The sequence below is a fragment of the Dichelobacter nodosus genome (assembly GCF_001263335.1).
In the GTDB taxonomy this organism is placed as follows: Bacteria; Pseudomonadota; Gammaproteobacteria; order Cardiobacteriales; family Cardiobacteriaceae; genus Dichelobacter; species Dichelobacter nodosus.
Map to the genome: position 1 here is coordinate 1 of NZ_LGVW01000013.1, position 22,572 is coordinate 22,572.

The window sequence follows — 22,572 nt, forward strand, 5'->3', positions numbered from 1 at the left end:
TTCTTTCGTAATGTCGGATTTCACAGCATCGTTTACTTTTAAGACGATCTCTTCATCTTTTCCTACGGTTCCATCTATGCTGACTTTAAATTCCAGTTGGTTTTTATCCGTACGGTTTTCCACCGCGACGTCCTTCGTCGCTTTCAGGAGGATTCTTGGGGTAGCCGGAGATCTTCTATCATCATCTGAATAACCGGGTCTATCGCCTTCGGTATTATCTGGCGGTAAATTATTATTGGGATTATCAGGATCTTTAGGATCAAACGGCGGTTTGCCTGGTTCATACAGCGGTTCATCTTTAATCGTTCCGTCGGCTTTATTATTTACGGGATCGATGACTACGTTCACCGCATTATCTTTACTTAAACCTAATTCTAAAGTTTCTACGACTTCATAATCCTTATCATCTTTCACAATAAAAGTGATTGGACTCTCTGATTTGCCGGCGGGAATACCAATTTCAATACCATTATCAAAGAAATTTTTAATGTCATTAGCATCAGTAATCGTATGTTCTTTACCGTCTTTGCCGATATAAGTAATACTTTCAATATCCTCAGCGCTGACTTTACCGCCAACGGGTTTTACATGCACGCTGCTATCTTTTTCCGCAGGTTTATCTAGGGTAACGTTAAACACCAAATCCGTATCATCTTTTTCTACGGCTTTACCATCTTTTGCCACAATTTTCGCGATCGGTTCTGTTGGTTTATCGCCTTCGGTATTATCTGGTGGCAAATTATTATTGGGATTATTGGGATCTTTAGGATCAAACGGCGGTTTATTCGGATCGGGGGGCAACGGATTATCTTTAATCGTTCCGTCGGCTTTATTATTTACGGGATCGATGACTACGTTCACCGCATTATCTTTATTTAAACCCAATTCTAAAGTCTCCACGACTTCATAATCTTTATCATCTTTTACCACAAAAGTGATCGGGCTTTCTGTTTTGCCGGCGGGAATACCAACTTCAACACCGTTATCAAAGAAATTTTTAATATCATTGGCATCGGTGATCGTATGTTCTTTACCGTCTTTGCCGATATAGGTAATGCTTTCAATGTCTTCAGCACTCACACCGCCGCCAATTGGTTTTACGGTAACAACGCCATCTTTATCACTAGAAACTTTATCCAGTGTAACGTTAAACACCAAATCATTGTCGCTTCCCTCTACAGCCTTACCATCTTTTGCCACAATCTTGGCAACTGGTTCTGCTGGATTATCGCCTTCGGTATTGTTTTCCGGCGGATTATTATTCGGATTATCGGGATCTTTAGGATCAAACGGCGGTTTATTCGGATCTTGTGGCGCTGGATTATCTTTAATCATTCCGTCGGCTTTATTATTTACAGGATCGACAACTACGTTTACCGCGCCCTTTTCGTCCAAACCTAGCTCTAAGGTTTCTACTTTTTCGTATTTAGCGTCATCTTTCACTACAAAAGTGATCGGGCTTTCTTTTGCCCCGGAAGGAATGCAAACTTCAACGCCATTATCAAAGAAATTTTTAACTTCGTTGGCATCGGTGATTGTATGTTCTTTGCCGTCTTTACCGATATAGCGAATGCTCACGATATCTTCCGCGCTCACATCACCGCCAACCGGCTTCACAGTCACTACACTGTCTTTACCATATTTTTTATCAATTTTAACGACAAATTCTAATTCATCAGTGCCATTTTTACCGCCTTCAACCGAACTATCACGTTTCGCCCTGATAGTAACTTTTGGAACAGTATTTTTAGTGTCACCAATATCAGTAATAATATCAACTACTTCATTATGATTATGATCAACATGATAGTGACCACCTTGACCAGGATCGGTAAGCACAATTTTAAATAGCTCTTTTACTTCTGGATCGTCATCTTTAATGACTCTAATTCTCAAATCCGCTTCTTTATGACCGGCTTCGATAGTAATCGTTCCCGTTTTAGTTGTAGGATCGAATTCAACCTTACCATTCGTTGCTTTACCATCGATCAAAAATTCATAATCCACACCATACTCTGCTCTGTATTGCGCATTTGAATCTTCAATTTTGAAATGAATTTTAACAGTCTCTTTTGCTTCTTTACTCAAAGAAACTGTGTGCAGCATTACGTAATCACCTTCTTCTGAAGCCGTCTCATTCCTTGCAATGGAAGCAATAAGATCATTATGAAGATCATCATGCGGTGGATTCGGAGCTGGCGGCTCTGGTTTTTTATCGCCATCATTCGGATTGGGGTTTCCTTCATTCGGATTATCCGGATTTGTGGGCTCAAACGGTTTATATGGTACGTTCGGATCTTTATTACCATCGTGAATATAACCAACGTCACTTGTTTTTTCTGTCTTGAAGTCGTCGGTATGCTCAAGCTTCATTTTTAAAACTTCTAACGGTTCATATATTCCATCGTTAGCAACGGTATATTCAATAATGAGGACTTCTTTACCTGCGCCGTAATCACCTGCACCAATATCAACTGATTCCCCATGATTTAAGAAATGCTCAATTTCTGCTGCAGTTTTATATTCTTTAAAGATTGTTCCGTCTGCTCTTTTGATCGCGATATGGGTAAAATCGCTTGCTTCAATGTCGGTATGCGGCGCATTGTGCTGATCAATCACCTTTAAGGTAACTTTACTATTATTTTCTAATTTTCCTTTTACTGTAACCGCATAAGCAAGTTCTAGCTTATCTGTATTCTCTATTGAGTGTCTTTCTGTTGTCCCCAAAGAAATAGAGGGTTTGAGCGGATCTTTTCCACCATCACCACCATTACTACCTTTCGGATTATCATCATGATGATTATTGTGAATTAACGCTGCCGCGCCCAAACCCAAACCAACCAATCCCGCACCAGCTAACCACGGGAAACCCGCATGCGGTGAAACAATCCAAAATGGTGCCATCATCGGCTCGCCGCCCAAAGCGTGCCCTTCAATTTGGCTGGCATGCAATTGGGTTACATAATCGCTAATCTCGCCAGTATCAGGAACATAATTATAATAATTTCCGTCTTCTGCCAATCCAATCAAAGATTTATCATCATTGGCATAAAAATCCTGAATAATTAAATCCGAATCTTTGCCTTGTTCTTCAAAAGAAACATGCAAATCATCGCCTTCACGTTTAACCACAATATGGTTGGGCGCGCAATTAATGCTTTCATCAAAAAACTCATAATTGGCGTCGCTTTCTGCTTTAATAACCGTAGGTTGCCCGTCATGAGTTACAACTTGTAATTGATCAACGGTTTCTTTGTGATTATGGATTTTAACAATAATAGATTTCATAATAATTCCTTCAATAATCTTTTAAATTCTTATAGTTGTATTTTTATTAATTCTGAAAAACGGCAATAACGCGCCGATTTTGTTGCCGTCCTGCGGCAGTATTGTTGCTGGCAATCGGTTGACTCTCACCGTAGCCCACCGCTGAAATCCGCGCCGGAGAAATGCCGTAATGCTGAATCAAAACATCTCTAACGGCATTAACGCGCCGTTGTGACAAATTAATATTGTATTGTTCGCTGGCATTGCTATCGGTATGCCCTTCAAGCGTCACCGTTGTATTGGGATATTGGCGCAAATAGCCGGCAACCGTTTCAATTTCTGAATAATATTGTTGTTTAACAAAATGCTTGTCGTTATCGAATAAAATTTTAAGCTCAATGCGCGCGGGCGCCGGCGGACAATTAGGCACTACGCGGCTGATTTGATGCGTTTGCATACTCGCGCGGGCAAAATATTGCTCAGCTTGTGAACGCGAAATACCCGTTATCTGCGCGCGTCCCGAATTATCGACATCAACTAAAAAGAAATACGTATATCCAGCGGATAATTGATAAGGCGTAGCATCAAATTGCAAATCATTACTACGCTCCTGCGTCGGCAAAACGCTGATATAGTTCACGCCCGAACAAGAATAAACTTGGCTATATTTTCCTGCCTGCAAACTGGTTTGAAAACGACCATTCACCGCAATATTGGCGCTGGTATCAACGCTATCCGCATCATCAGTGCGCACAAAAATCAAGCTCGCGCTATTATTAGGCGCCGACTGATTCGCCGTATTACTAAAATCAACGGCTTGTTTTTTATACCAACGCACATGATTAACCTGCCGCACGCCGTCATCGCTATCTTGCGCAAACGCCTGACTCAAAAACGCCGGCACAATTAATGCCATCAAAAAACGGATTACTGTCACTTTCAACATTTGCCACTCCACATTCATTTTTCTCAAAAATAATCAATTGTTAACTCTATGGGATGGTATAAGCAAGAATCGAGCTAATCTAAAAAATTATTTATATAACATAAAGATAAATATTATGTTGTATTTAGTAAATACTGTTATGGACAATTTTAATAAGTTTTTAAATTATTGCTCATCCGGACAACATAAAAAACGCGCTAAAAATCGCGCGTTTCATAAAAAATCGTCGGTTTTCATCATAATTTACAAGATATTTTCACTATAAATCCCGATTTTTACGCCTTTTCATTTTTAAACGCTCCAACCAATGATAACCGCGCCAGCGATAATTCCGCCGCACATGTATCCACCACAAAAACCGCACAACAAGATAAGAAATACTTGCATATAACAAACCCAACACCACCGAACCGGTAAAAAGCGGCAGCAAAATTTCGCCGGTTAATTTAGTAAGCTTATGAAAAGTAAAGGTTAAATTATCCGGATCAATACTGATTCCACTCACCCACGCGCCCACGCGATAATTCAAATAAGATAAAGGCGTCATCGTCAAAGGATTGCTATAAAACGTTACGATCACGGCGATCGGCATATTCACGCGCAAAAACATCGCCCCCGCCGCCGCGCAAAACGTTTGTGCTGGAATCGGTAAATTGCCAAAAAACGCGCCCACCGCCACCCCGCCGGCAATGGTAAAACGATTGACTTGCCAAACTTGCGCAAACGGCATGCGCTGCAACAACGGTTGCAAAAACCGCTGCCGACGAAAAGTGTCAGCATTCGGTAAAATGCGTTTAAAAAAGAATTTCATCGTTTACTCCTTACCGCATTCATGCTTAAAAATCAAAATGAAAACCGCCTCGCATTATCGCACGCACTACTTTTTTATTCACTGCTGGCGCTTGCCGGCGGCATTTTGCTGCAGCGCATTTTCCCCCAAAACGGCGGTTATTTTTACGGCGCCGGCGTTATCATCATTACAATTTTTAGCCGTCATAACATTTTATGGCGGCGCGCAATCCTTTATTTTGTTTTACTTTTTTGTTTGGGATACCATCGCGCGCAACAACAATTACCCCAAACCTCCCAACCTTTTATCTGCCGCGGCACTTGGCAAATCAGCGATTTTCCGCAGCGCAATAAAGGTTTTGGTTACCATTTTCCGCTGCGATTACTTACCGGCGATTGTCCCCAACTTAATGCCGAGCTCATCGCCAACCATTATCAATCGTCACCACCACCGCTCGGCGCCATTTTTACCGCACCGCTGCAAATCCGCGCCGGCACTTTTCGTTATTACACCCATTTAACCACGCCCGATCATCTGCAACCGCCGCCAGCTTTTTCTTTGATGCAGCTTAGAAAAACCCTTCACCAGCGCCTCAAACAGCTTTTTCCCGCCGAACAACAACGCTGGCTTAACGCGCTCATCATCGGAAATCAAAACGAATTAACGCGTTTAGACCGCATCATTTTGCAAAAAACGGGCACCAATCATTTGCTTGCGATTTCTGGATTACATTTAGGCATCGTCATTGCTTTATTTTATTTATTAAGCAGTCGATTAATGAGTTTCTCGCAACGTTTAACGGCATACGCCGCACCGCGCAGCATCGGCTTAATTGCGGGACTGATTTTTGGCGGCATTTTTGCCTTAATCAGCGGCACGCATACGCCGGTGATTCGTTCTTGGATTATGTTTGCCACGCTCGCCGGCACATGGTTTTTTCCACGGCTTAATATTCATCATCACAATTTAACTTTAGCGGCGATTTTTGTGCTGATCTTTGATCCTGCTGCGCTTTTTTCACTCAGCGCGTGGTTATCATTTTTAGCAACGTTAACCGTCATCATCGTAATCACGCGTTGGCGCCACCGTTCTCCGCTGCAACAATGGCTCGGTTTGCAATGGTTATTGTCATTGATTTTATTGCCGCTGATTTGGGCGGTTTTTGGCGGCATCAGTTTGAGCGGATTTTGGGTTAATTGCATCGTGATTCCGCTGCTGGCGCCGTTATTATTGAGCATATTTTTAGGATTATGTTGTCCGTTTTTTGCCGATTTTGCCGCCGCGTTTGTGCAAAATTATCTCAATTTCATCACCGTTGCCGCGGACACACCTTTTGCTTATCTCACGCCGAATTGGCAACCGCAAATCATTCCCGCGGCGCTCGTCAGCATCGCTTTTTTATGCGGATTACTGCGTCATCAGCGATTGGCATTGCTCGGCATAATGATTGCCATCGTTGGACAAATTTATGCCGATTACACCGCACCAAATTATTATCAAAGTCCCACGCGCAGCCACGCCCGCATTTTATTTACTCATCAGCACACATTCATCATCAACAGCGGTTACCGCAATCTTTATTACGATGAAGCCGAACGTTATTTATTGCCCGAATTGCGTCGCCGCGGTCAAAAACCTGATCAATTGTTATTAACCGATAACCACATCTTTTCTACAACTGCCACGCAAACCCTGAAAAATGCCTATCCCCACATGGAAATCATCACATTATTTCCCGCAGCAACATTTCCTTTTCCGCATAAAAACTGCACCGCACCCACATTGATTCATCTTCTTAAAAAACTGGATCAAGCGCCGCCCGATCATAAAACGATAGATGCCCTCACCGAACACATTCTTTTATGCACGCAGCGCAAAAATTAAAGGTCTAACAATAATCGCGCCGGCGCCTCAAGCATATTTTTAATCGTTTTCAAAAACAAAACTGCCTCGCGCCCATCGATTAAACGGTGATCATAACTCAACGCTACGTACATCACAGGACGAATCACGATCGCACCATTTTCCACCATAGGTCGGTCAACAATTGCATGCATGCCCAAAATCGCGCTTTGCGGCGGATTTAAAATCGGCGTTGATAACATCGAACCAAAAGTACCGCCGTTGGTAATTGTAAAAGTACCGTCGCTGATTTCTTCCAAAGATAATGAACCGTCGGCAGCTTTTTCGGCAAAGATTTTGATTTGCCGCTCAATATCGGCAAAACTCAACGTTTCGGCGTTGCGCAAAATCGGTACCACCAATCCGCGTGGACTCGCAACTGCAATGCCAATATTGCAATAACGCCGATACACCACATCATCACCATCAATCATGGCATTAATCACGGGAAATTGCCGCAAAGCCGCCACCGCCGCGCGCACGAAAAAGCTCATCAATCCTAATTTAACGCCGTATTTTTTAACAAAATCATTTTGAAAATCATGGCGATAATTCATCACCGCCTGCATATTGATTTCGTTAAACGTCGTCAACATCGCTGTGGTTTGTTGCACATTTAACAACCGTTCGCTGATTTTTTTGCGCAAACGACTCATCGGCACGCGTTCTTCCATCGATAACGGGAAATGCTCTGCCGCTGACGGTTCGGTAATAACGGGTTCTTCTATTGTGATTTTTTTCGCCGGCGGCACTTCGTGTTGCTGCTTTTGTTCTTCAATACGCGCGATAACTTGTCCACTGATAACCGTCATACCGTCTTCTTGCAAAATCTCCGCGATAATGCCGCTGACCGGCGCCGGCATTTCCAGCATTACTTTATCCGTTTCCAAATCGATTAAATTTTCGCCCTGCTCCACAAAATCCCCAACGCTTTTATGCCAATTCACCAAAATGGCATCAGAAACAGATTCGGGTAAAGTTGGAATTTTAACTTCAGTACTCATAAGTTCTCCAATGATGCGTTTGATTGCGCCCTACTTTAAGCGCAGGTTAACGCTTGAGTAATAAATGTATTTTGTTCGGCAAGATGTCTTTTAGCATCGCCAACTGCCGTTGACGCTGAAGCCGCACGCCCAATATAACGAATAGAACGCTCGCTTAAATCGTGCCAGCATTCATAAAGATAACGCCACGCGCCCTGATTGCGCGGTTCTTCCTGACACCAAATCAATTCCGCCGCCGAATAGTTTTTTAAAATCAAAGCCAAAGCATCAGCCGGAAAAGGATATAACTGTTCTAAACGAATCAAAGCGATTGTGTGCTCATCTCCTTGCTCGCGCCGTTTTTGCCATAAATCGTAATAAATTTTTCCGCTGCACAAAATCACGCGCCGCACTTTTTCCGGATTTTCTATTGCCGCATCATCAAAAACGTTCACAAAAGTTCCTTCCGTCAATGCCGCAATCGGGCTGGTCGCTAATTTATGGCGTAATAATGATTTTGGCGTCATCACGATCAACGGTCGGCGCGCGCGTTGATGGAGTTGTTGCCGCAATAAATGAAAAATTTGCGCTGGCGTGGTGGGATTGCACACGCGCATATTGTGCTGCGCGCATAATTGCAAATAACGCTCCAGCCGCGCGGAAGAATGTTCCGGACCTTGTCCTTCAAAACCGTGCGGCAAAAATAGCGTTAAACCGCAATCTTGCCCCCATTTGCTGGCGCCGGAACTGACGAATTGATCGATGATCACTTGTGCACCATTGGCAAAATCGCCAAATTGTCCTTCCCAAATCACCAATCCTTGCGGTTCAGCGCAGGCATAACCGTATTCAAAGCCCAAAGTTGCCGCTTCGGATAATAATGAATCGATGATTTGCGCGCGGCGTTGATTGGGCGCAATATGTTGCAACGCGCAATAAGTCGTTTCATTTTTTTGATCATGAATAACTGCCTGCCGATGCGAAAACGTGCCGCGTCCCGAATCTTCGCCCGACAATCGCAATGAATAACCTTCCGCCAATAAACTGGCATAAGCCAAATGTTCCGCACAACCCCAATCTAAATCTTGATGACCGTCAACCATTTGCTGACGATGAGTCAATAACCGCGCCACGATGGGGTGAATGTTTAACACTTCCGGCGGCGCAAAAAGCCGCGCGCCTAATTGTTGCAATTGCGCGCGCGCCACGCCAGTTTCGAGCGGCTCCTCAATCGCTGATGTTTCCGCGTTTTGAGTTTCAATTTCTTGCGCCCGCGCTAAAACGTCGCCCCGTTTCAAACGCTGCATATAATCCGCAATCAACGCTTGATAATCATGTTCTTGCAGCGCGCCAGCGGCGATTAATTGATTGGCATAAATGCGCGCCGGCGTTTCGTGGCGTTGAATGAGGTCATACATTTTCGGATTTGTGATCGCCGGCTCATCGGCTTCATTGTGTCCCAAACGGCGGTAACACACTAAATCAATAAAAATATCTTTGTGAAACCGCAAACGATATGCCGCGGCGAGTTGCGCCACAAAAAATACCGCTTCCGGATCGTCACCGTTAACATGAATCACTGGCGCTTGAATGGACTTGGCAATATCCGTGCAATAAAGCGAGGAGCGGGCATCTGTTTTAGTCGTTGTAAAACCAATTTGATTATTCACCACGATATGAACGGCGCCACCGCAAAAATAACCGCGCAATTGCGACAATTGCAAAACTTCTTGATTAATACCCTGACCGCTTAACGCCGCATCGCCATGAATTAAAATCGGCACCACTTTATCAGCCGCCGCCATGATCGTCGCGCCCTCTTTTTCGCTGCAATGTTCTAATTGCGCCCGCGCAAAACCCAGCGCCACGGCGTTTACAAATTCCAAATGCGACGGGTTATACATTAATGATAATTGAACGCTTTGCGCTTGATATTGCACCCGCGCCGTAAAACCCAAATGATATTTCACATCGCCATTTATCGGCGCCGCGGAAGCGGTTTGCCCTTCAAATTCGGCAAAAATCCGCGCAGCCGGTTTTCCCAAAACGTGCGCTAATACATTTAACCGCCCGCGGTGCGCCATCGCGAGGCATAATTGTTGCGCGCCGTTGTGCGCTAATTCCATAATTAATTGATTAAGCAAAGGAATTAAAGCATCGCCGCCTTCAAGCGAAAATCGTTTTTGTCCTACGTACCGCTGATGTAGATATTGTTCAAAACGATCAGCGGCGATTAATTGCGTTAATAATTCGTGTTGTTGCGCGGCGGAAATCGGATATTTGCCGGCATACGTTTCAAGATAGTGATATAACCAATCGCTTTCAGTTTGTTCTTCGATGTGGCTGGTTTCCAGCGCGATATGATGGCAATACGTCGCTTTTAACCGCGCCACTAAATCAGCAAGCCGCATGGTTTTTTGTCCAAATGCGCCGAAAACGGCAAATTCAGTGGCGTAATCGGCGGCGGTTAAACCGTGCGCGGCTAAAGACAATGCGGCAATGTCTTCGGACGGCGCGTTGGTTAACGGATCAAGATGAGCGTGACGATGACCGCGCACGCGATATGCTCTGATTAAATTTAAAACGCCGATTTGTTTTTGCCCGTGCGCAGCGTTTTCTTGAACTGATGCGGTTGCGGCATGTTCCGAATGTGTCATAAAAGCAGGCGATGATTGCTGATTGAGGCGCTCAAAATAGTTTTGCCACTGCGGCGCCACGGAATCGGGTTGCGTTAAATAATGTTCGTATAACTGCTCTAAATAAGCGGCATTTTCGCTGCTGTAAGCAGATTTTTGCGCGGTTTTTGTCATTTCTATTTCCTTGATAAACGAGTGATTATCATCGTTTTTTAATCAAAATCTTCTTGTCTTTCAAGATAGTGTCTGATGATATCCACCGTTTGAACGTCGCCGTGGGTTAATAAACAATAGCTCCGCGCCCACAAAACGGGTTGCCAATAATATTGCGCTAAATGATTTGCGAATTCTTTACGAATGAGGCGATTGGTCACATTTTTTAATTGATTAACCAGACGGCTGGGCACAATATTGGGGTGCAAATCCAACAATAAATGCACATAATCTGGCTCGCCGTGAAATGAGAGCAATTGAATACCCCATTTCTGGCAAAGTTCTTTTACGATCAAATGCAAACGCGTTAACATCACGTCGGTAAAACATTTTTTGCGGTATTTCGTCACCAGCACTAAATGGTAAGTCAGCTTATAAACGCATTGATGCTGCGCGTTAAATTCCAAATCCATCATAGATATTCAATTGCCCAAAATTGCCTAATTGTACTGAAAAAAACCGCTGGCAAGCAATGACAGCGGTCGGCAAATTATTCGGTAAAAGAAAGGCTTTGCAAATAAGCTTTAAAATCGCTGCCAAATTGTGGGTGCGCTAAACCAAATTCTACGTTGGCTTGTAAATAGCCCAATTTATCGCCGCAATCGTAGCGTTTGCCTAAAAAGCGGTAAGCCAATAATGTTTTTTGTTGAATTAATACGGCAATCGCATCGGTTAACTGAATTTCGCCGCCGGCACCTTTTGGCGTGGTTTTTAAAACTTCCATAATTTGTCCGGGCAAAATATAGCGTCCAATAATTGCCAGCCGCGACGGCGCCACTTCTGGCTCGGGTTTTTCCACCACGCCGGCAATCATGGAAGTGCGTTCATCGAGTTTAGCTGCTTCGGTGATGATGCCGTAACGTTTTGTATGTTCCGGTAAAATTTCTTGTACACCGATCACGCCTTGTTGATGTTTTTCATATAATTCAACCATTTGCTTCATCACGGGCGCGCCATCTGGATTGGCTACCAAATCATCGGCTAATAACACCGCAAAAGGACGATTACGCACCACCGGCTCCGCGCATAACACGGCATGTCCCAATCCCAACATCATTTCCTGACGAATAAAAATAACGTTCATATCTTTGGGCTTGATTTGGCGCACCAATTGCAAAAATTCGGTTTTATTTTTCGCCTGCAATTCGCTTTCTAATTCAAAAGCAACATCATAATGTTCGGTAATTGACCATTTATTGCGACCGGTTACAAAAACCATATTGCGAATTCCGGCATCATATGCTTCTTCAACCGCGTATTGAATCAAAGGTTTATCCACCACCGGCAGCATTTCTTTCGGGGTGGATTTTGTTGCCGGCAAAAAACGTGTTCCAAAACCTGCAACTGGAAAAACCGCTAAATTAATCTTATCCGTTACCATAATTTACTCCATTAAATATGCCAAAGCCTCGGTTAACGTGGTAGCGATGAGCAATTCCATCGTCGTTTTCACGCGCAAACGATTGGCTTTTGGCAAAATCATGCGTTTAAAACCATGCTGTTCAGCGGCTTTTAAACGCGCTTCACCATTTGCCACGGGGCGCAATTCTCCTGCCAAACCAATTTCTCCAATCATCACTAAATCACGCGCAATGGGGCGGTGATGAAAACTCGAAACACAGGCAGCTAATACTGCCATATCTGCCGCCGTCTCGCTAATTTTCAAACCACCAACGACGTTGACGTAAACGTCCATATCATGCATAGAAATGCCGCCGTGTCGATGCAAAACTGCCAATAACATTGCCAAACGCGAACTATCCAATCCCTGCGTCAACCGCCGCGGATAACTGCTGTTGGTTTTATCCACCAAAGCTTGCACTTCAACCAATAACGCCCGCGTTCCCTCCCAAACCGGCAACACCACGCTACCGGCTTGATTTTCCTCCGGACGCGATAAAAAAAGCGCTGAAGGATTAGTAACCGGTTTTAAACCATTGTCTAACATGGCAAACATGCCCAATTCGTTGACCGGTCCAAAACGATTTTTAATCGCGCGCAAAATGCGAAAACGGCTACCTACTTCACTTTCAAAATAAAGCACCGTATCAACCATATGCTCTAAAACGCGCGGGCCGGCGATGGCGCCTTCTTTGGTGACGTGTCCGATTAAGAAGATGGTTGTACCGCTTTTTTTAGCAAAACGTACCAATTGCGCGGTACATTCGCGTAATTGTGAAACCGATCCCGCGGCGGCGGTTAATTGGTCGCTAAATAAAGTTTGAATGGAATCGATTACGAGTACTTTGGGCTGCTCGGCTTCGGCGGTTGCCAAAATGAGTTCGACTTGTGTTTGGTTGTATAAAAAAATATGTTCTTGCGACAGCCCCAAACGTTGAGCGCGCAACGCAATTTGCCGCGGCGATTCTTCACCGCTGACGTATAAACACGAGGTTTTCAACGCCAATTGATGCACGGCTTGCAACAACAAAGTTGATTTACCAATGCCGGGGTCGCCGCCGATTAAAACCACGCTGCCGTGCACCAATCCACCGCCTAAAACGCGATCAAATTCGCTGATTCCGCTGGGCAAAATCACATCTTGATGAATTTCAATGGCATCAAGGCGTTGTACGCTTTCCGAAACGATACCGGCATAACCATTGCGCGGCGGTGCTGATGGCGTTTTTGCCGGTGCACGCGTTTCTTCGAGTTGATTCCACGCGCCGCATTCATTGCATTGACCTTGCCATTTTGGGTGAACGGCGCCGCAGGATTGACACACAAATTGCGTTTTAATTTTAGCCACCCACGATCTCCACGTGCACGCGCGGCATCAACATTGTGGTTAAAGTATGCGGAATGGTTCCGGCAGCGCGCGCCACTTCTTCGGTCGGTAAATGGCTGCCGAACAATTCAACAATGGTTCCTTCTGCGTATCGATCCGATCCTAACCACACCATTGCCATATCCATAGCGACGCGTCCCACCAAAGGATAACGTTGTCCCGCAATTAAAACCGGCACCGCGCCGCTGGTAATCGTGCGCGCAAAACCATCGCCATATCCCAAAGCAATGGTTGCAAGCCAACCGCTTTCCGGCGCAGTAAATCCTTGTCCATAACCTGCAGTTTCATTTTTTTCCAAATGACGCACGGCAAGAATTTCGGTAATTACGGTCATCACTGGCTGCAAACCGTAAGCGCTGCCGTCGCCGTGCATAAAAGGCGATAATCCATAAAGCATGATGCCGCTGCGCGTGTAATCATAATGTGCTTGTGGTAACGCAAAAATCGCCGCAGAATTGGCATAACAACGTTTCCAGTGCGCCGGCAACACTAAACGATCCATACATGCTAATTGCTTTTTAGCATGCGTTAAATCGTCTTCATCGGAACAGGCAAAATGCGTGATCACGCCTTGCCATTGAATATTGACTGGCAAACTGTGCGCTTGCGCGAACGCCTCGGCAATTTCATCTTGCGTAAATCCCAAGCGATGCATGCCTGAATCCACTTTTAACCACGCTTTCACGCTGCCGTTGAATTCTTTTAACCACTGCATTTGCCGGAAATTGTGCACTAAAGTATCGAATTGATAATATTCGCATAACAATAATTCATCAGCGCGATACACGCCTTCTAATAAAACCACCGGCGTATCAATGCCCAAATGGCGCAAAGCAATCGCTTCTTCAATACAAGAAACGGCAAAATAACGCGCATCATCAAGCGTTTTTGCCACCGTCGTCATACCGTGTCCATAAGCATCTGCTTTTAAAACGACCATCGGCGTTGCCGGTAAACTGCGTTGTTTTATCAGCGCCCAATTATGGCGTAGTGCATTTAAATTAATAATCTTTTTTAAGGCTCGCATTTAATTTTCCCAGTCTGGCATTTCTCTGTCCGAATAATCATCAAAACGGGTAAATTCGCCGCGAAAAGCGAGTTTCACCGTTCCGATGGGACCGTTTCTTTGTTTACCGATGATAATTTCTGCCAGTCCTTTATTATCATCGCGGTTTTTATGATAAACCTCATCGCGGTAAACGAACATAATCACATCAGCATCTTGTTCAATTGCGCCCGATTCACGAATATCCGACATCACGGGGCGTTGATCCATGCGTTTTTCCGAAGCACGATTGAGTTGCGATAAAGCAATGACGGGCACGTCCATTTCTTTAGCTAATAATTTCAGCGCCCGCGAAATATCGCCCATTTGCGTGGCGCGGTTTTCGCTATTATCTGGCATTTGCATAAGTTGCAAATAATCAATTAACACTAACCCCAATTCGCCCTGTTCGCGTTTTAAACGCCGCACGCGCGCGCGCAATTCGTGCACAGAAATATTACCGCCATCATCAATAAAAATCGGCGCTTGATTGAGTTGATGCAATGCGTATGTAAATTTACTCATTTCTTCATTAGTCTTAATTTTTCCCAACCGCAGGCGACTGTTATCCACGCGCGCTAAAGAAGCAATTAATCGCATAACCAATGATCGCGCCGGCATTTCCAGCGAGAAAATCGCCACCGGCAACCCGCTGCCAATCGCCACGCTTTCGGCAATATTCATCGCAAAAGATGTTTTTCCCATCGATGGTCGTCCACCAACGATAATTAAATCGCCGCGTTGCAATCCAGCAGTTTCGCGATCTAAATCGACGAATCCCGTAGAAATGCCAGTAATCGGCGAATCTAATTTGCTTAATTCTTCAATGTAGCGCAACGTTTCTGCCGCCGCTTTTTTAATGCTTTGCAATCCGTCGCGGGTATTTTTTTGATACATTTCCGCGATGTTAAATATTTTTTGTTCGGCGTTATCTAAAATGCTGCGCGCATCGCGCCCTTCTGGAAAATAAGCGCTGTTGGCAATATCGCCAGCAGCCGCGATTAATTTGCGTTTAATGGCTTGTTCGCGCACGATTTTGGCATAAACGATGACGTTACTCGCGCTCGGCGTTTCCATGGCTAATTGGCGCAAATATTCGCCGCCGCCCATTTGTTCCCACGCTTCATTTTCTCGCAAAAGATTGCCGATGGTTAAAACGTCAAACGGTTCATTGCGCAAAGAAAGTTCGCTCATTACTTGAAAGATTAAGCGATTATTTTGAAAGAAAAAATCATCAGCAATCAGATAATCGGCAACATCGTCCCAACGGTCGTTATCCAACAATAAAGCGCCAATAACGGCTTGTTCAGCTTCTTGCGATTTGGGAGATTCTTTGACGCGATTATTCTGATTGTCGTATTCGATCATATTTATGCTCCATAAGAAAAAAGAAACTTCGGTTATATCACAGCGCTTGCGAAACCGAAGTTATCAGAAAAAAAGGGTTTTACTTTAATTTGCCATATTTTGAATTAAAAAATAATTAAATCATACGTTCGATAAACATTATTCTCCTTTATTTAAAAGGCTTCCGCCGCGCTTTCCTTGAAATCCTATTTTTTCAGGTGTAATGTGCCGATGTCTTCGTAAAAATGATTGATAATATCAACTCAACGGGCGCTGAATTGCATTTGAAAACGCATTTCATAGTAAATAAATCTACTGAAGGAACATAAAGGATAAAAAATGAATACACATGCACATTATCTTCAAAAAATTTTAACCGCTTCCGTTTACGATGTTGCGGTGGAAACGCCGTTGCAATTAGCTTCTGGTTTATCAGCACAACTTAAAAATAATATTTGGTTAAAACGGGAAGATTTACAACCCGTTTTTTCTTTTAAAATCCGCGGTGCTTATAACATGATGGCATCTTTATCAGCAGATTTACTCGCTAAAGGCGTAATCACCGCCAGCGCCGGCAATCATGCGCAAGGTGTGGCTTTGTCATCACAAAAACTCGGCTGCAAAGCAACAATCGTCATGCCGGAAACCACGCCAAAAATTAAAGTAAACGCCGTTAAAGCGCGCGGCGGAAACGTTGTTCTAGCGGGACAATCGTTTACTGATGCTTATGAACACGCAATGACTTTAGCGAAAACCTCCGGCATGACTTATATCCCGCCATTCGATCACCCAATGGTAATTGCTGGTCAAGGCACAATTGGCATGGAAATTATCCGCCAACACAATAAACCCATTGATGCGATATTTGTGCCCGTTGGCGGCGGCGGATTGGTTGCAGGCGTTGTGGCATATATTAAAAATGTGCGTCCCGAAATTAAAGTCATCGGCGTGGAAACAGAAGACGCGGCGAGCATGAAAGCGGCTTTGGAACATGGTTCACCAGTGACTTTGCCGGAAGTCGGTATTTTCGCAGACGGCACCGCGGTGAAACGTGTTGGCGATGAAACTTTCCAAATTTGCCGCGATTTATTAGATGAAGTTATTTTGGTAACAACGGACGATGTGTGCGTGGCGTTAAAAGATATTTATGACAATATCCGCAGTATCACCGAACCTTCTGGTGCTTTAGGTTTGGCGGGTTTGAAAGCGTATATTAAACGCGAACAATGCACAGAAAAAACGTTAATCGCGGTTAATAGCGGCGCTAATATGGATTTCCATCGTTTGCGTTTTGTCTCCGAACAAATTCAGAAAAATGAAGAAAAAGCGCAGTAATTGCGTTTTGATGCGTTCAATAAAAAAGCCAACCAAACGGTTGGCTTTTTCTTTGGCGATTTTTTACGCTTCTTTTGGATTTTCGCCCCATTGATTGTCGCCAGCTTGACTATCCAAGCAATAAAACACGAAAAGCGTAATCCAACCTAAAATAGGAATTAATATCAACAAAAACCACCAACCACTTTTACCAATATCATGCAATCTGCGAATGGCTACCGATATAGAAGGAATAAGCGTAACCAGCGCGAAAACCATCGTAATCGTTATGCCAAGTTCTCCTAAAAACCCCAACACGGAACTGATGGCGAGATTAACAAAGAAAAAAATCCAATATTCCATTCAGCAAGAGCGATCTCTAAAATTAAAATAATCTTTAAAACATTTGATGTACCATTCCATAATCTTTTCTCCTTGCTATCGTTATTAGGTGGTATAAAGCGCGGTAAAGCATTTCATACCGAGGACATCGTATTTAGGGCAATAAATAAGGTCAATTTATCGTTATTGAAAAGTAACGAAATCTCCATCAAAAATTATTTTAAAAATACGCCGTTTTGAAGCAAAAAATAAGCGCCGCGTGGGCGCCTATTTTGTTTATTGAAAAAGTTTACTGCAACACGGGGCAAGAATCGCTTTCAGCAGCGGAATCTTCAATTTCTTCCTCATCGTCAATAATAATTTTTGCCGCCGCAATTACTTTTTCACTTTCTGCAGTACGAATTAACCGCACGCCTTGCGTATTGCGTCCGCTGGTTGAAATTTCACAAACGCGCGTGCGTACCAAAGTGCCGTTATCGGTAACCAGCATAATGTCTTCATCTTCACACACTTGAATCGCGTAAACCGCATTACCATTGCGTTCACTGCACATTATGGAAATAACGCCTTTCGTGCCGCGCCCTTTTTGCGGATAATCGGCGGTGGGCGTGCGTTTGCCGTAACCATTTTCCGTAATCGTTAAAATATCGCCTTGATCTTTTAATACGCACAAAGCGATAACTTTTTGCCCCGCCTCCAATCGCATACCGCGAACGCCGCCTGCCGCGCGTCCCATACTACGCACGGTTTCTTCAGAAAAACGTACCGCTTTGCCGGCATTAGAAAACAGCATAATGTTGCGCTCGCCATTGGTTAATTCAACATCAACTAATTGATCGTCATCGCGCAAATTTATCGCAATAATGCCGTTTGCACGCGGGCGCGAATATTCGGATAACGGCGTTTTTTTCACGGTGCCGTTTTGGGTAGCGAAAAATAAATATAAATCTTCTGGATACTCGCGCGTCGTTAAAATCGCGTTTAACCGTTCATCGGCTTCAAACGGCAGCAAATTAACGATTGGTTTACCTTTAGCGTTGCGGCTGGCGTGCGGTAATTCATAAACTTTTAACCAATACACTTTTCCTTTATTGGAAAAACACAGCATTGTGTCGTGCGTATTGGCGATAAATAATTGCTCCACAAAATCCTGATCTTTAATCGCAGTGACTGATTTTCCTTTGCCGCCGCGGCGTTGCGCTTCGTAATCGGATAAAGGTTGGGCTTTAATATAGCCTTCGTGCGACAACGTGATAACACGATCTTCTTCAGCAATCAGATCTTCCATTGATAAATCTAAATGCGTATTGAGGATATGCGTGCATCGTTGATCGTTAAATTGCGCTTTGATGGCAAGCAATTCTTCTTTGATGACGGCAACTAAACGTTCGGGAATGTGTAAAATTGCCAAAAATCCTTCGATATCGCGAATAATCGATTGATATTCTTCGATGATTTTTTCTTGCTCCAAACCAGTCAAGCGATGCAAACGTAAATCGAGAATGGCTTGCGCTTGTTCCGGCGATAAATAATAACCGCCGGCGTGCAAACCGTATTCTTCGGCTAATTGTTCTGGACGCGAATTTTCCGCGCCAGCGTGAGCCAGCATGACGGCTACGTGTTCGGCAAGCCAAGCTTGAGATAACAATAATTCTTTGGCTTTTGCCGGTTCTGCCGCGCTTTTAATTACGCTGATGATGTCGTCAATATTCGAAAGAGCAACGGCAAGTCCTTCCAAAATGTGCGCTCTTTCGCGGGCTTTACGCAATTCATAAATCGTGCGGCGGGTCACAACTTCGCGGCGGTGCGCAATAAATACGTTTAACAGCGATTTTAATCCCAACAATTTGGGTTGACCGCCCACCAAAGCAACCATATTGACGCTAAATGTCGTTTGCAATTGCGTTTGTTGGAATAATTGATTCAAAATCACTTCGGCAACTTCACCGCGGCGCACTTCAATAACCATGCGAATGCCATCTTTATCGGATTCGTCGCGCAAAGCCGTGATGCCGTCAATCTTTTTGTCTTTTACTAATTCGGCAATTTTTGCGAGCAATACGGCTTTATTGACTTGATACGGCAATTCATCAACCACAATTGTTTGTTTGCCGTGATGTTCATCGGTTTCAATATGGGTTTTGGCGCGGATATAAATGCGTCCTTTACCGGTTTCGTAGGCTTCATAAATGCCTTTGGTGCCGTTAATTAATGCGCCGGTAGGAAAATCGGGGCCGGGTAAATAATGCATTAAATCAGAAACGGTTGCTTCAGGGTGATCCATTAAAAATAAAACGGCGTCCAACGTTTCCCCTAAATGATGCGGCGGAATATTGGTTGCCATACCAACCGCAATTCCCGAGCTGCCGTTAACTAATAAATTAGGAATTAACGTAGGCAAAACCGTTGGCTCTTCCTGCGAACCGTCATAATTGGGCATAAAATCAACAGTTTCTTTTTCGATATCGGTTAATAAACTGTGCGCGATTTTTGCCATGCGCGATTCGGTATAACGCATTGCTGCCGGCGCATCGCCATCGATTGAGCCAAAGTTTCCCTGACCGTCAACCAAAACATAACGCATTGAAAACGGTTGCGCCATGCGGACTAATGTGTCATAAATCGCACTATCGCCGTGGGGATGATATTTTCCCATCACATCGCCAACGATGGTGGCAGATTTTGAGTATTTTTTATTCCATGCGTTACCCTGTTTGTGCATCGAAAATAAAACCCGCCGATGAACAGGTTTTAAACCATCGCGCGCATCAGGTAATGCCCGACCAATAATGACACTCATTGCATAATCAAGATACGAACTGCGCATCTCATCAATCAAATTGACCGGTACGATTTCCCGTGCAAAATCACTCATAATTTACCTTATCGATCCTTTATACTACCGCCGATATTAAGCGGGGGTTTTACTGAAAAATAACGGCTTATTTTAACACGTTAGCGTTGGAAGACGGATTGTGTCATTTATACCACATTAAACCAATCATACCGTTGCTTTTTTAACACTTTTCCTTTGCTTTTTAGCCTCAAAGCGCTTATTATGCGTCGCTGGATAGGCATCTAAAGTGCCATCGCATCCGAATCGGTGATTATTAATCATCTATTCACATCAGAGTGGCACTGCCGTGCGGCTTTGAGTGTTGAAACGTTATTGGGAGAACACAATGAACTTAAAAAAACTGCTTGCAGTTGCTATTTTTGCCGCCTCTGCGGCGGGCGCTTCTGCAGATACTATGGAAAACCTAACTTCTAACAAAGATACTCAAATTTTAGTTAAAAATAGATTTGGTGAATGCGTTACTGTTAAAGCAAACCGTAATTTAACCGGCTGCGGCGAACAACCCGTTGTTGAACAAGCGCCAGCACAACAAGTGGAACAAGTTTTAGAAACAGAAGTGAAAACTTTTTCCGCCGATACATATTTTGACTTTGACAAATCAAGTTTGAAGCCAGAAGGTAAAGCCGCCATTCAACAATTAGCACAAGAATTAAATCAACGCGGTGCAAACGTGCGTAAAATCACCGTTATCGGAAATACTGACTCAAAAGGTTCCGATGCTTATAACCAAAAATTATCCGAACGCCGCGCGCGCGCTGTAAGTAATTATTTAATTGAAAACGGCGTTCCCGCTTCAATTATTGAAGCTTACGGTAACGGCGAACGTCAACCTGTTGCCAGCAATGATACTGAAGCCGGTAGAGCTCAAAACCGCCGTGTTGATATTGCTGTTGATGGTATCGTTGAACGCCCTGTTCAACGCGTTATTAACTAACCTTTCCATCGGGATCGTTTCCGACTCGTAAATATACGAACTTTGCCTAATCCAAAAAACCCCGCCGTTGCGGGGTTTTCGTTTTGAGGCGTTAATCATTACCGCATTCTTGCTCGGCATAAAATGCGCGCGCAAAATCATCAAAACGGTGTTCTTCAATCGCCCGTCGCATTTCATGCATCAAATGCACGTAATAATATAAATTATGAATCGTATTTAAACGCGCGCCGAGGATTTCGTTACATTTATCCAAATGATGCAAATAACTGCGGCTGTAACGCTGGCAAGTGTAACAATTGCAAGTTTCATCAATCGGGCGCAGATCTTCTTTATAACGACTATTGCGGAGCTTTAAAATACCAAAACGCGTAAATAAATAAGCATTGCGCGCATTACGCGACGGCATCACGCAATCAAACATATCAATGCCGCGGCGAACGCCTTCAACCAAATCCGCGGGTTTTCCAACGCCCATTAAATAACGCGGTTTATTTTTGGGAACAAACGGCAAAACCGCATCTAAAGTTGCTTCACGCGCATCTTTGGGTTCACCCACCGCGAGCCCGCCGATAGCATACCCCGGCAAATCCAGCTCAACTAAAGCCTGCGCCGATTCTTGTCGTAAATCAGGATAAATACCGCCTTGAACAATACCAAATAAATGATTGGCATGATCGCCGTGCGCTTGTTGCGAACGCCGCGCCCACCGCAACGACATACGCATTGAATTCGCCGCCTCATCATAAGTAGCAGGATAAGGCGTACATTCATCTAACTGCATGATAATATTACTATTTAACGCATGTTGAACCGCGATCGATTTTTCTGGCGTTAAAAAAACCTCTCGCCCGTCAATCGGCGAACGAAAACGCGCACCTTCTTCCGTCAATTTGCGGATTTTAGCTAATGAAAACACTTGAAAACCGCCGGAATCGGTCAAAATCGGTTTTTGCCAGTGCATGAATTGATGTAATCCGCCGTGCGCTTGAATAATTTCTGCCCCCGGACGCAACATTAAATGAAAAGTATTGCCTAGAATAATTTCCGCGCCTAAAGCGTCCAATTCTTCTGGCGATAATCCTTTTACCGTTGCTTGCGTTCCAACCGGCATAAAAACGGGCGTTTGTACGATTTGCCCGTTATCAAAAATAATTCTGCCACGGCGCGCTCTGCCATCTTGAGTCATGCATTCATAATTCACAAAACTA

14 protein-coding genes and 2 pseudogenes are annotated in these 22,572 nt (G+C 44.1%); 3 read left to right on the top strand and 13 right to left on the bottom strand.

Going from position 1 to position 22,572, the window contains the following annotated elements; translation table 11 throughout:
• From AKG33_RS02940 to AKG33_RS02950, 3 genes and pseudogenes are all read right to left on the bottom strand, one after another.
• Positions 1-3,288: pseudogene (locus tag AKG33_RS02940) on the bottom strand (hypothetical protein); the annotation flags it as partial.
• A gap of 46 nt (positions 3,289-3,334) precedes the next feature.
• Complete coding sequence (locus AKG33_RS02945; protein ID WP_161802457.1) at positions 3,335-4,213, bottom strand: OmpA family protein; 879 nt, start codon at positions 4,211-4,213, stop codon at positions 3,335-3,337.
• A gap of 259 nt (positions 4,214-4,472) precedes the next feature.
• A complete protein-coding gene (locus tag AKG33_RS02950) occupies positions 4,473-5,024 on the bottom strand; it encodes a DUF2062 domain-containing protein (protein ID WP_012030676.1) in 552 nt (183 codons plus the stop codon).
• A 21-nt stretch (positions 5,025-5,045) separates the two neighbouring features.
• Here AKG33_RS02950 and AKG33_RS02955 point away from each other — a divergent pair, with 21 nt between their 5' ends.
• Positions 5,046-6,887, top strand: a complete 1,842-nt coding sequence (locus tag AKG33_RS02955; RefSeq protein WP_050707914.1) for a ComEC/Rec2 family competence protein — start codon at positions 5,046-5,048, stop codon at positions 6,885-6,887.
• On the opposite strand, the gene sucB is transcribed toward AKG33_RS02955, so the two are convergent.
• The 7 genes from sucB to dnaB form a co-directional block, all read right to left on the bottom strand.
• Positions 6,884-7,909: a dihydrolipoyllysine-residue succinyltransferase gene (gene sucB / locus AKG33_RS02960; protein WP_012030674.1), complete on the bottom strand. Its 1,026-nt coding sequence runs from the start codon at positions 7,907-7,909 to the stop codon at positions 6,884-6,886. The genes AKG33_RS02955 and sucB overlap by 4 nt on opposite strands.
• Before the next feature lie 35 nt (positions 7,910-7,944).
• Positions 7,945-10,698 (bottom strand): 2-oxoglutarate dehydrogenase E1 component, encoded by a 2,754-nt coding sequence (locus AKG33_RS02965; RefSeq protein ID WP_050707915.1) that lies wholly within the window; start codon positions 10,696-10,698, stop codon positions 7,945-7,947.
• Between the two features lie 38 nt (positions 10,699-10,736).
• Positions 10,737-11,153, bottom strand: a complete 417-nt coding sequence (gene tnpA, locus AKG33_RS02970; protein WP_012030672.1) for an IS200/IS605 family transposase — start codon at positions 11,151-11,153, stop codon at positions 10,737-10,739.
• A 74-nt stretch (positions 11,154-11,227) separates the two neighbouring features.
• Complete coding sequence (galU, locus tag AKG33_RS02975) at positions 11,228-12,118, bottom strand: UTP--glucose-1-phosphate uridylyltransferase GalU (RefSeq protein WP_012030671.1); 891 nt, start codon at positions 12,116-12,118, stop codon at positions 11,228-11,230.
• Positions 12,119-12,121: 3 nt separating this feature from the next.
• Positions 12,122-13,486, bottom strand: coding sequence for a DNA repair protein RadA (gene radA, locus AKG33_RS02980; protein ID WP_050707916.1), 1,365 nt, complete (start codon positions 13,484-13,486; stop codon positions 12,122-12,124).
• Positions 13,479-14,552, bottom strand: coding sequence for an alanine racemase (gene alr, locus AKG33_RS02985; protein ID WP_012030669.1), 1,074 nt, complete (start codon positions 14,550-14,552; stop codon positions 13,479-13,481). Before alr ends, radA begins: the two co-directional genes overlap by 8 nt.
• Positions 14,553-15,938, bottom strand: a complete 1,386-nt coding sequence (dnaB, locus tag AKG33_RS02990) for a replicative DNA helicase (protein ID WP_012030668.1) — start codon at positions 15,936-15,938, stop codon at positions 14,553-14,555. It abuts the gene before it with no gap.
• Positions 15,939-16,256: 318 nt separating this feature from the next.
• Between dnaB and ilvA the strand changes: the two are divergent.
• Positions 16,257-17,237: pseudogene (gene ilvA / locus AKG33_RS02995) on the top strand (threonine ammonia-lyase, biosynthetic); the annotation flags it as partial.
• Positions 17,238-17,315: 78 nt separating this feature from the next.
• On the opposite strand, the gene AKG33_RS03000 reads toward ilvA, so the two are convergent.
• Both AKG33_RS03000 and gyrA read right to left on the bottom strand, forming a co-directional pair.
• Positions 17,316-17,594 (bottom strand): DUF805 domain-containing protein, encoded by a 279-nt coding sequence (locus AKG33_RS03000; protein ID WP_012030666.1) that lies wholly within the window; start codon positions 17,592-17,594, stop codon positions 17,316-17,318.
• Positions 17,595-17,862: 268 nt separating this feature from the next.
• Positions 17,863-20,448: a DNA gyrase subunit A gene (gene gyrA, locus AKG33_RS03005; protein WP_050707917.1), complete on the bottom strand. Its 2,586-nt coding sequence runs from the start codon at positions 20,446-20,448 to the stop codon at positions 17,863-17,865.
• A 307-nt stretch (positions 20,449-20,755) separates the two neighbouring features.
• Here gyrA and AKG33_RS03010 point away from each other — a divergent pair, with 307 nt between their 5' ends.
• Positions 20,756-21,364, top strand: coding sequence for an OmpA family protein (locus AKG33_RS03010; protein WP_012030664.1), 609 nt, complete (start codon positions 20,756-20,758; stop codon positions 21,362-21,364).
• A 91-nt stretch (positions 21,365-21,455) separates the two neighbouring features.
• Here the strand turns inward: AKG33_RS03010 and tgt are convergent, their stop codons facing one another.
• Positions 21,456-22,565 (bottom strand): tRNA guanosine(34) transglycosylase Tgt, encoded by a 1,110-nt coding sequence (tgt, locus tag AKG33_RS03015; RefSeq protein WP_012030663.1) that lies wholly within the window; start codon positions 22,563-22,565, stop codon positions 21,456-21,458.
• Positions 22,566-22,572 lie beyond the last annotated feature (7 nt).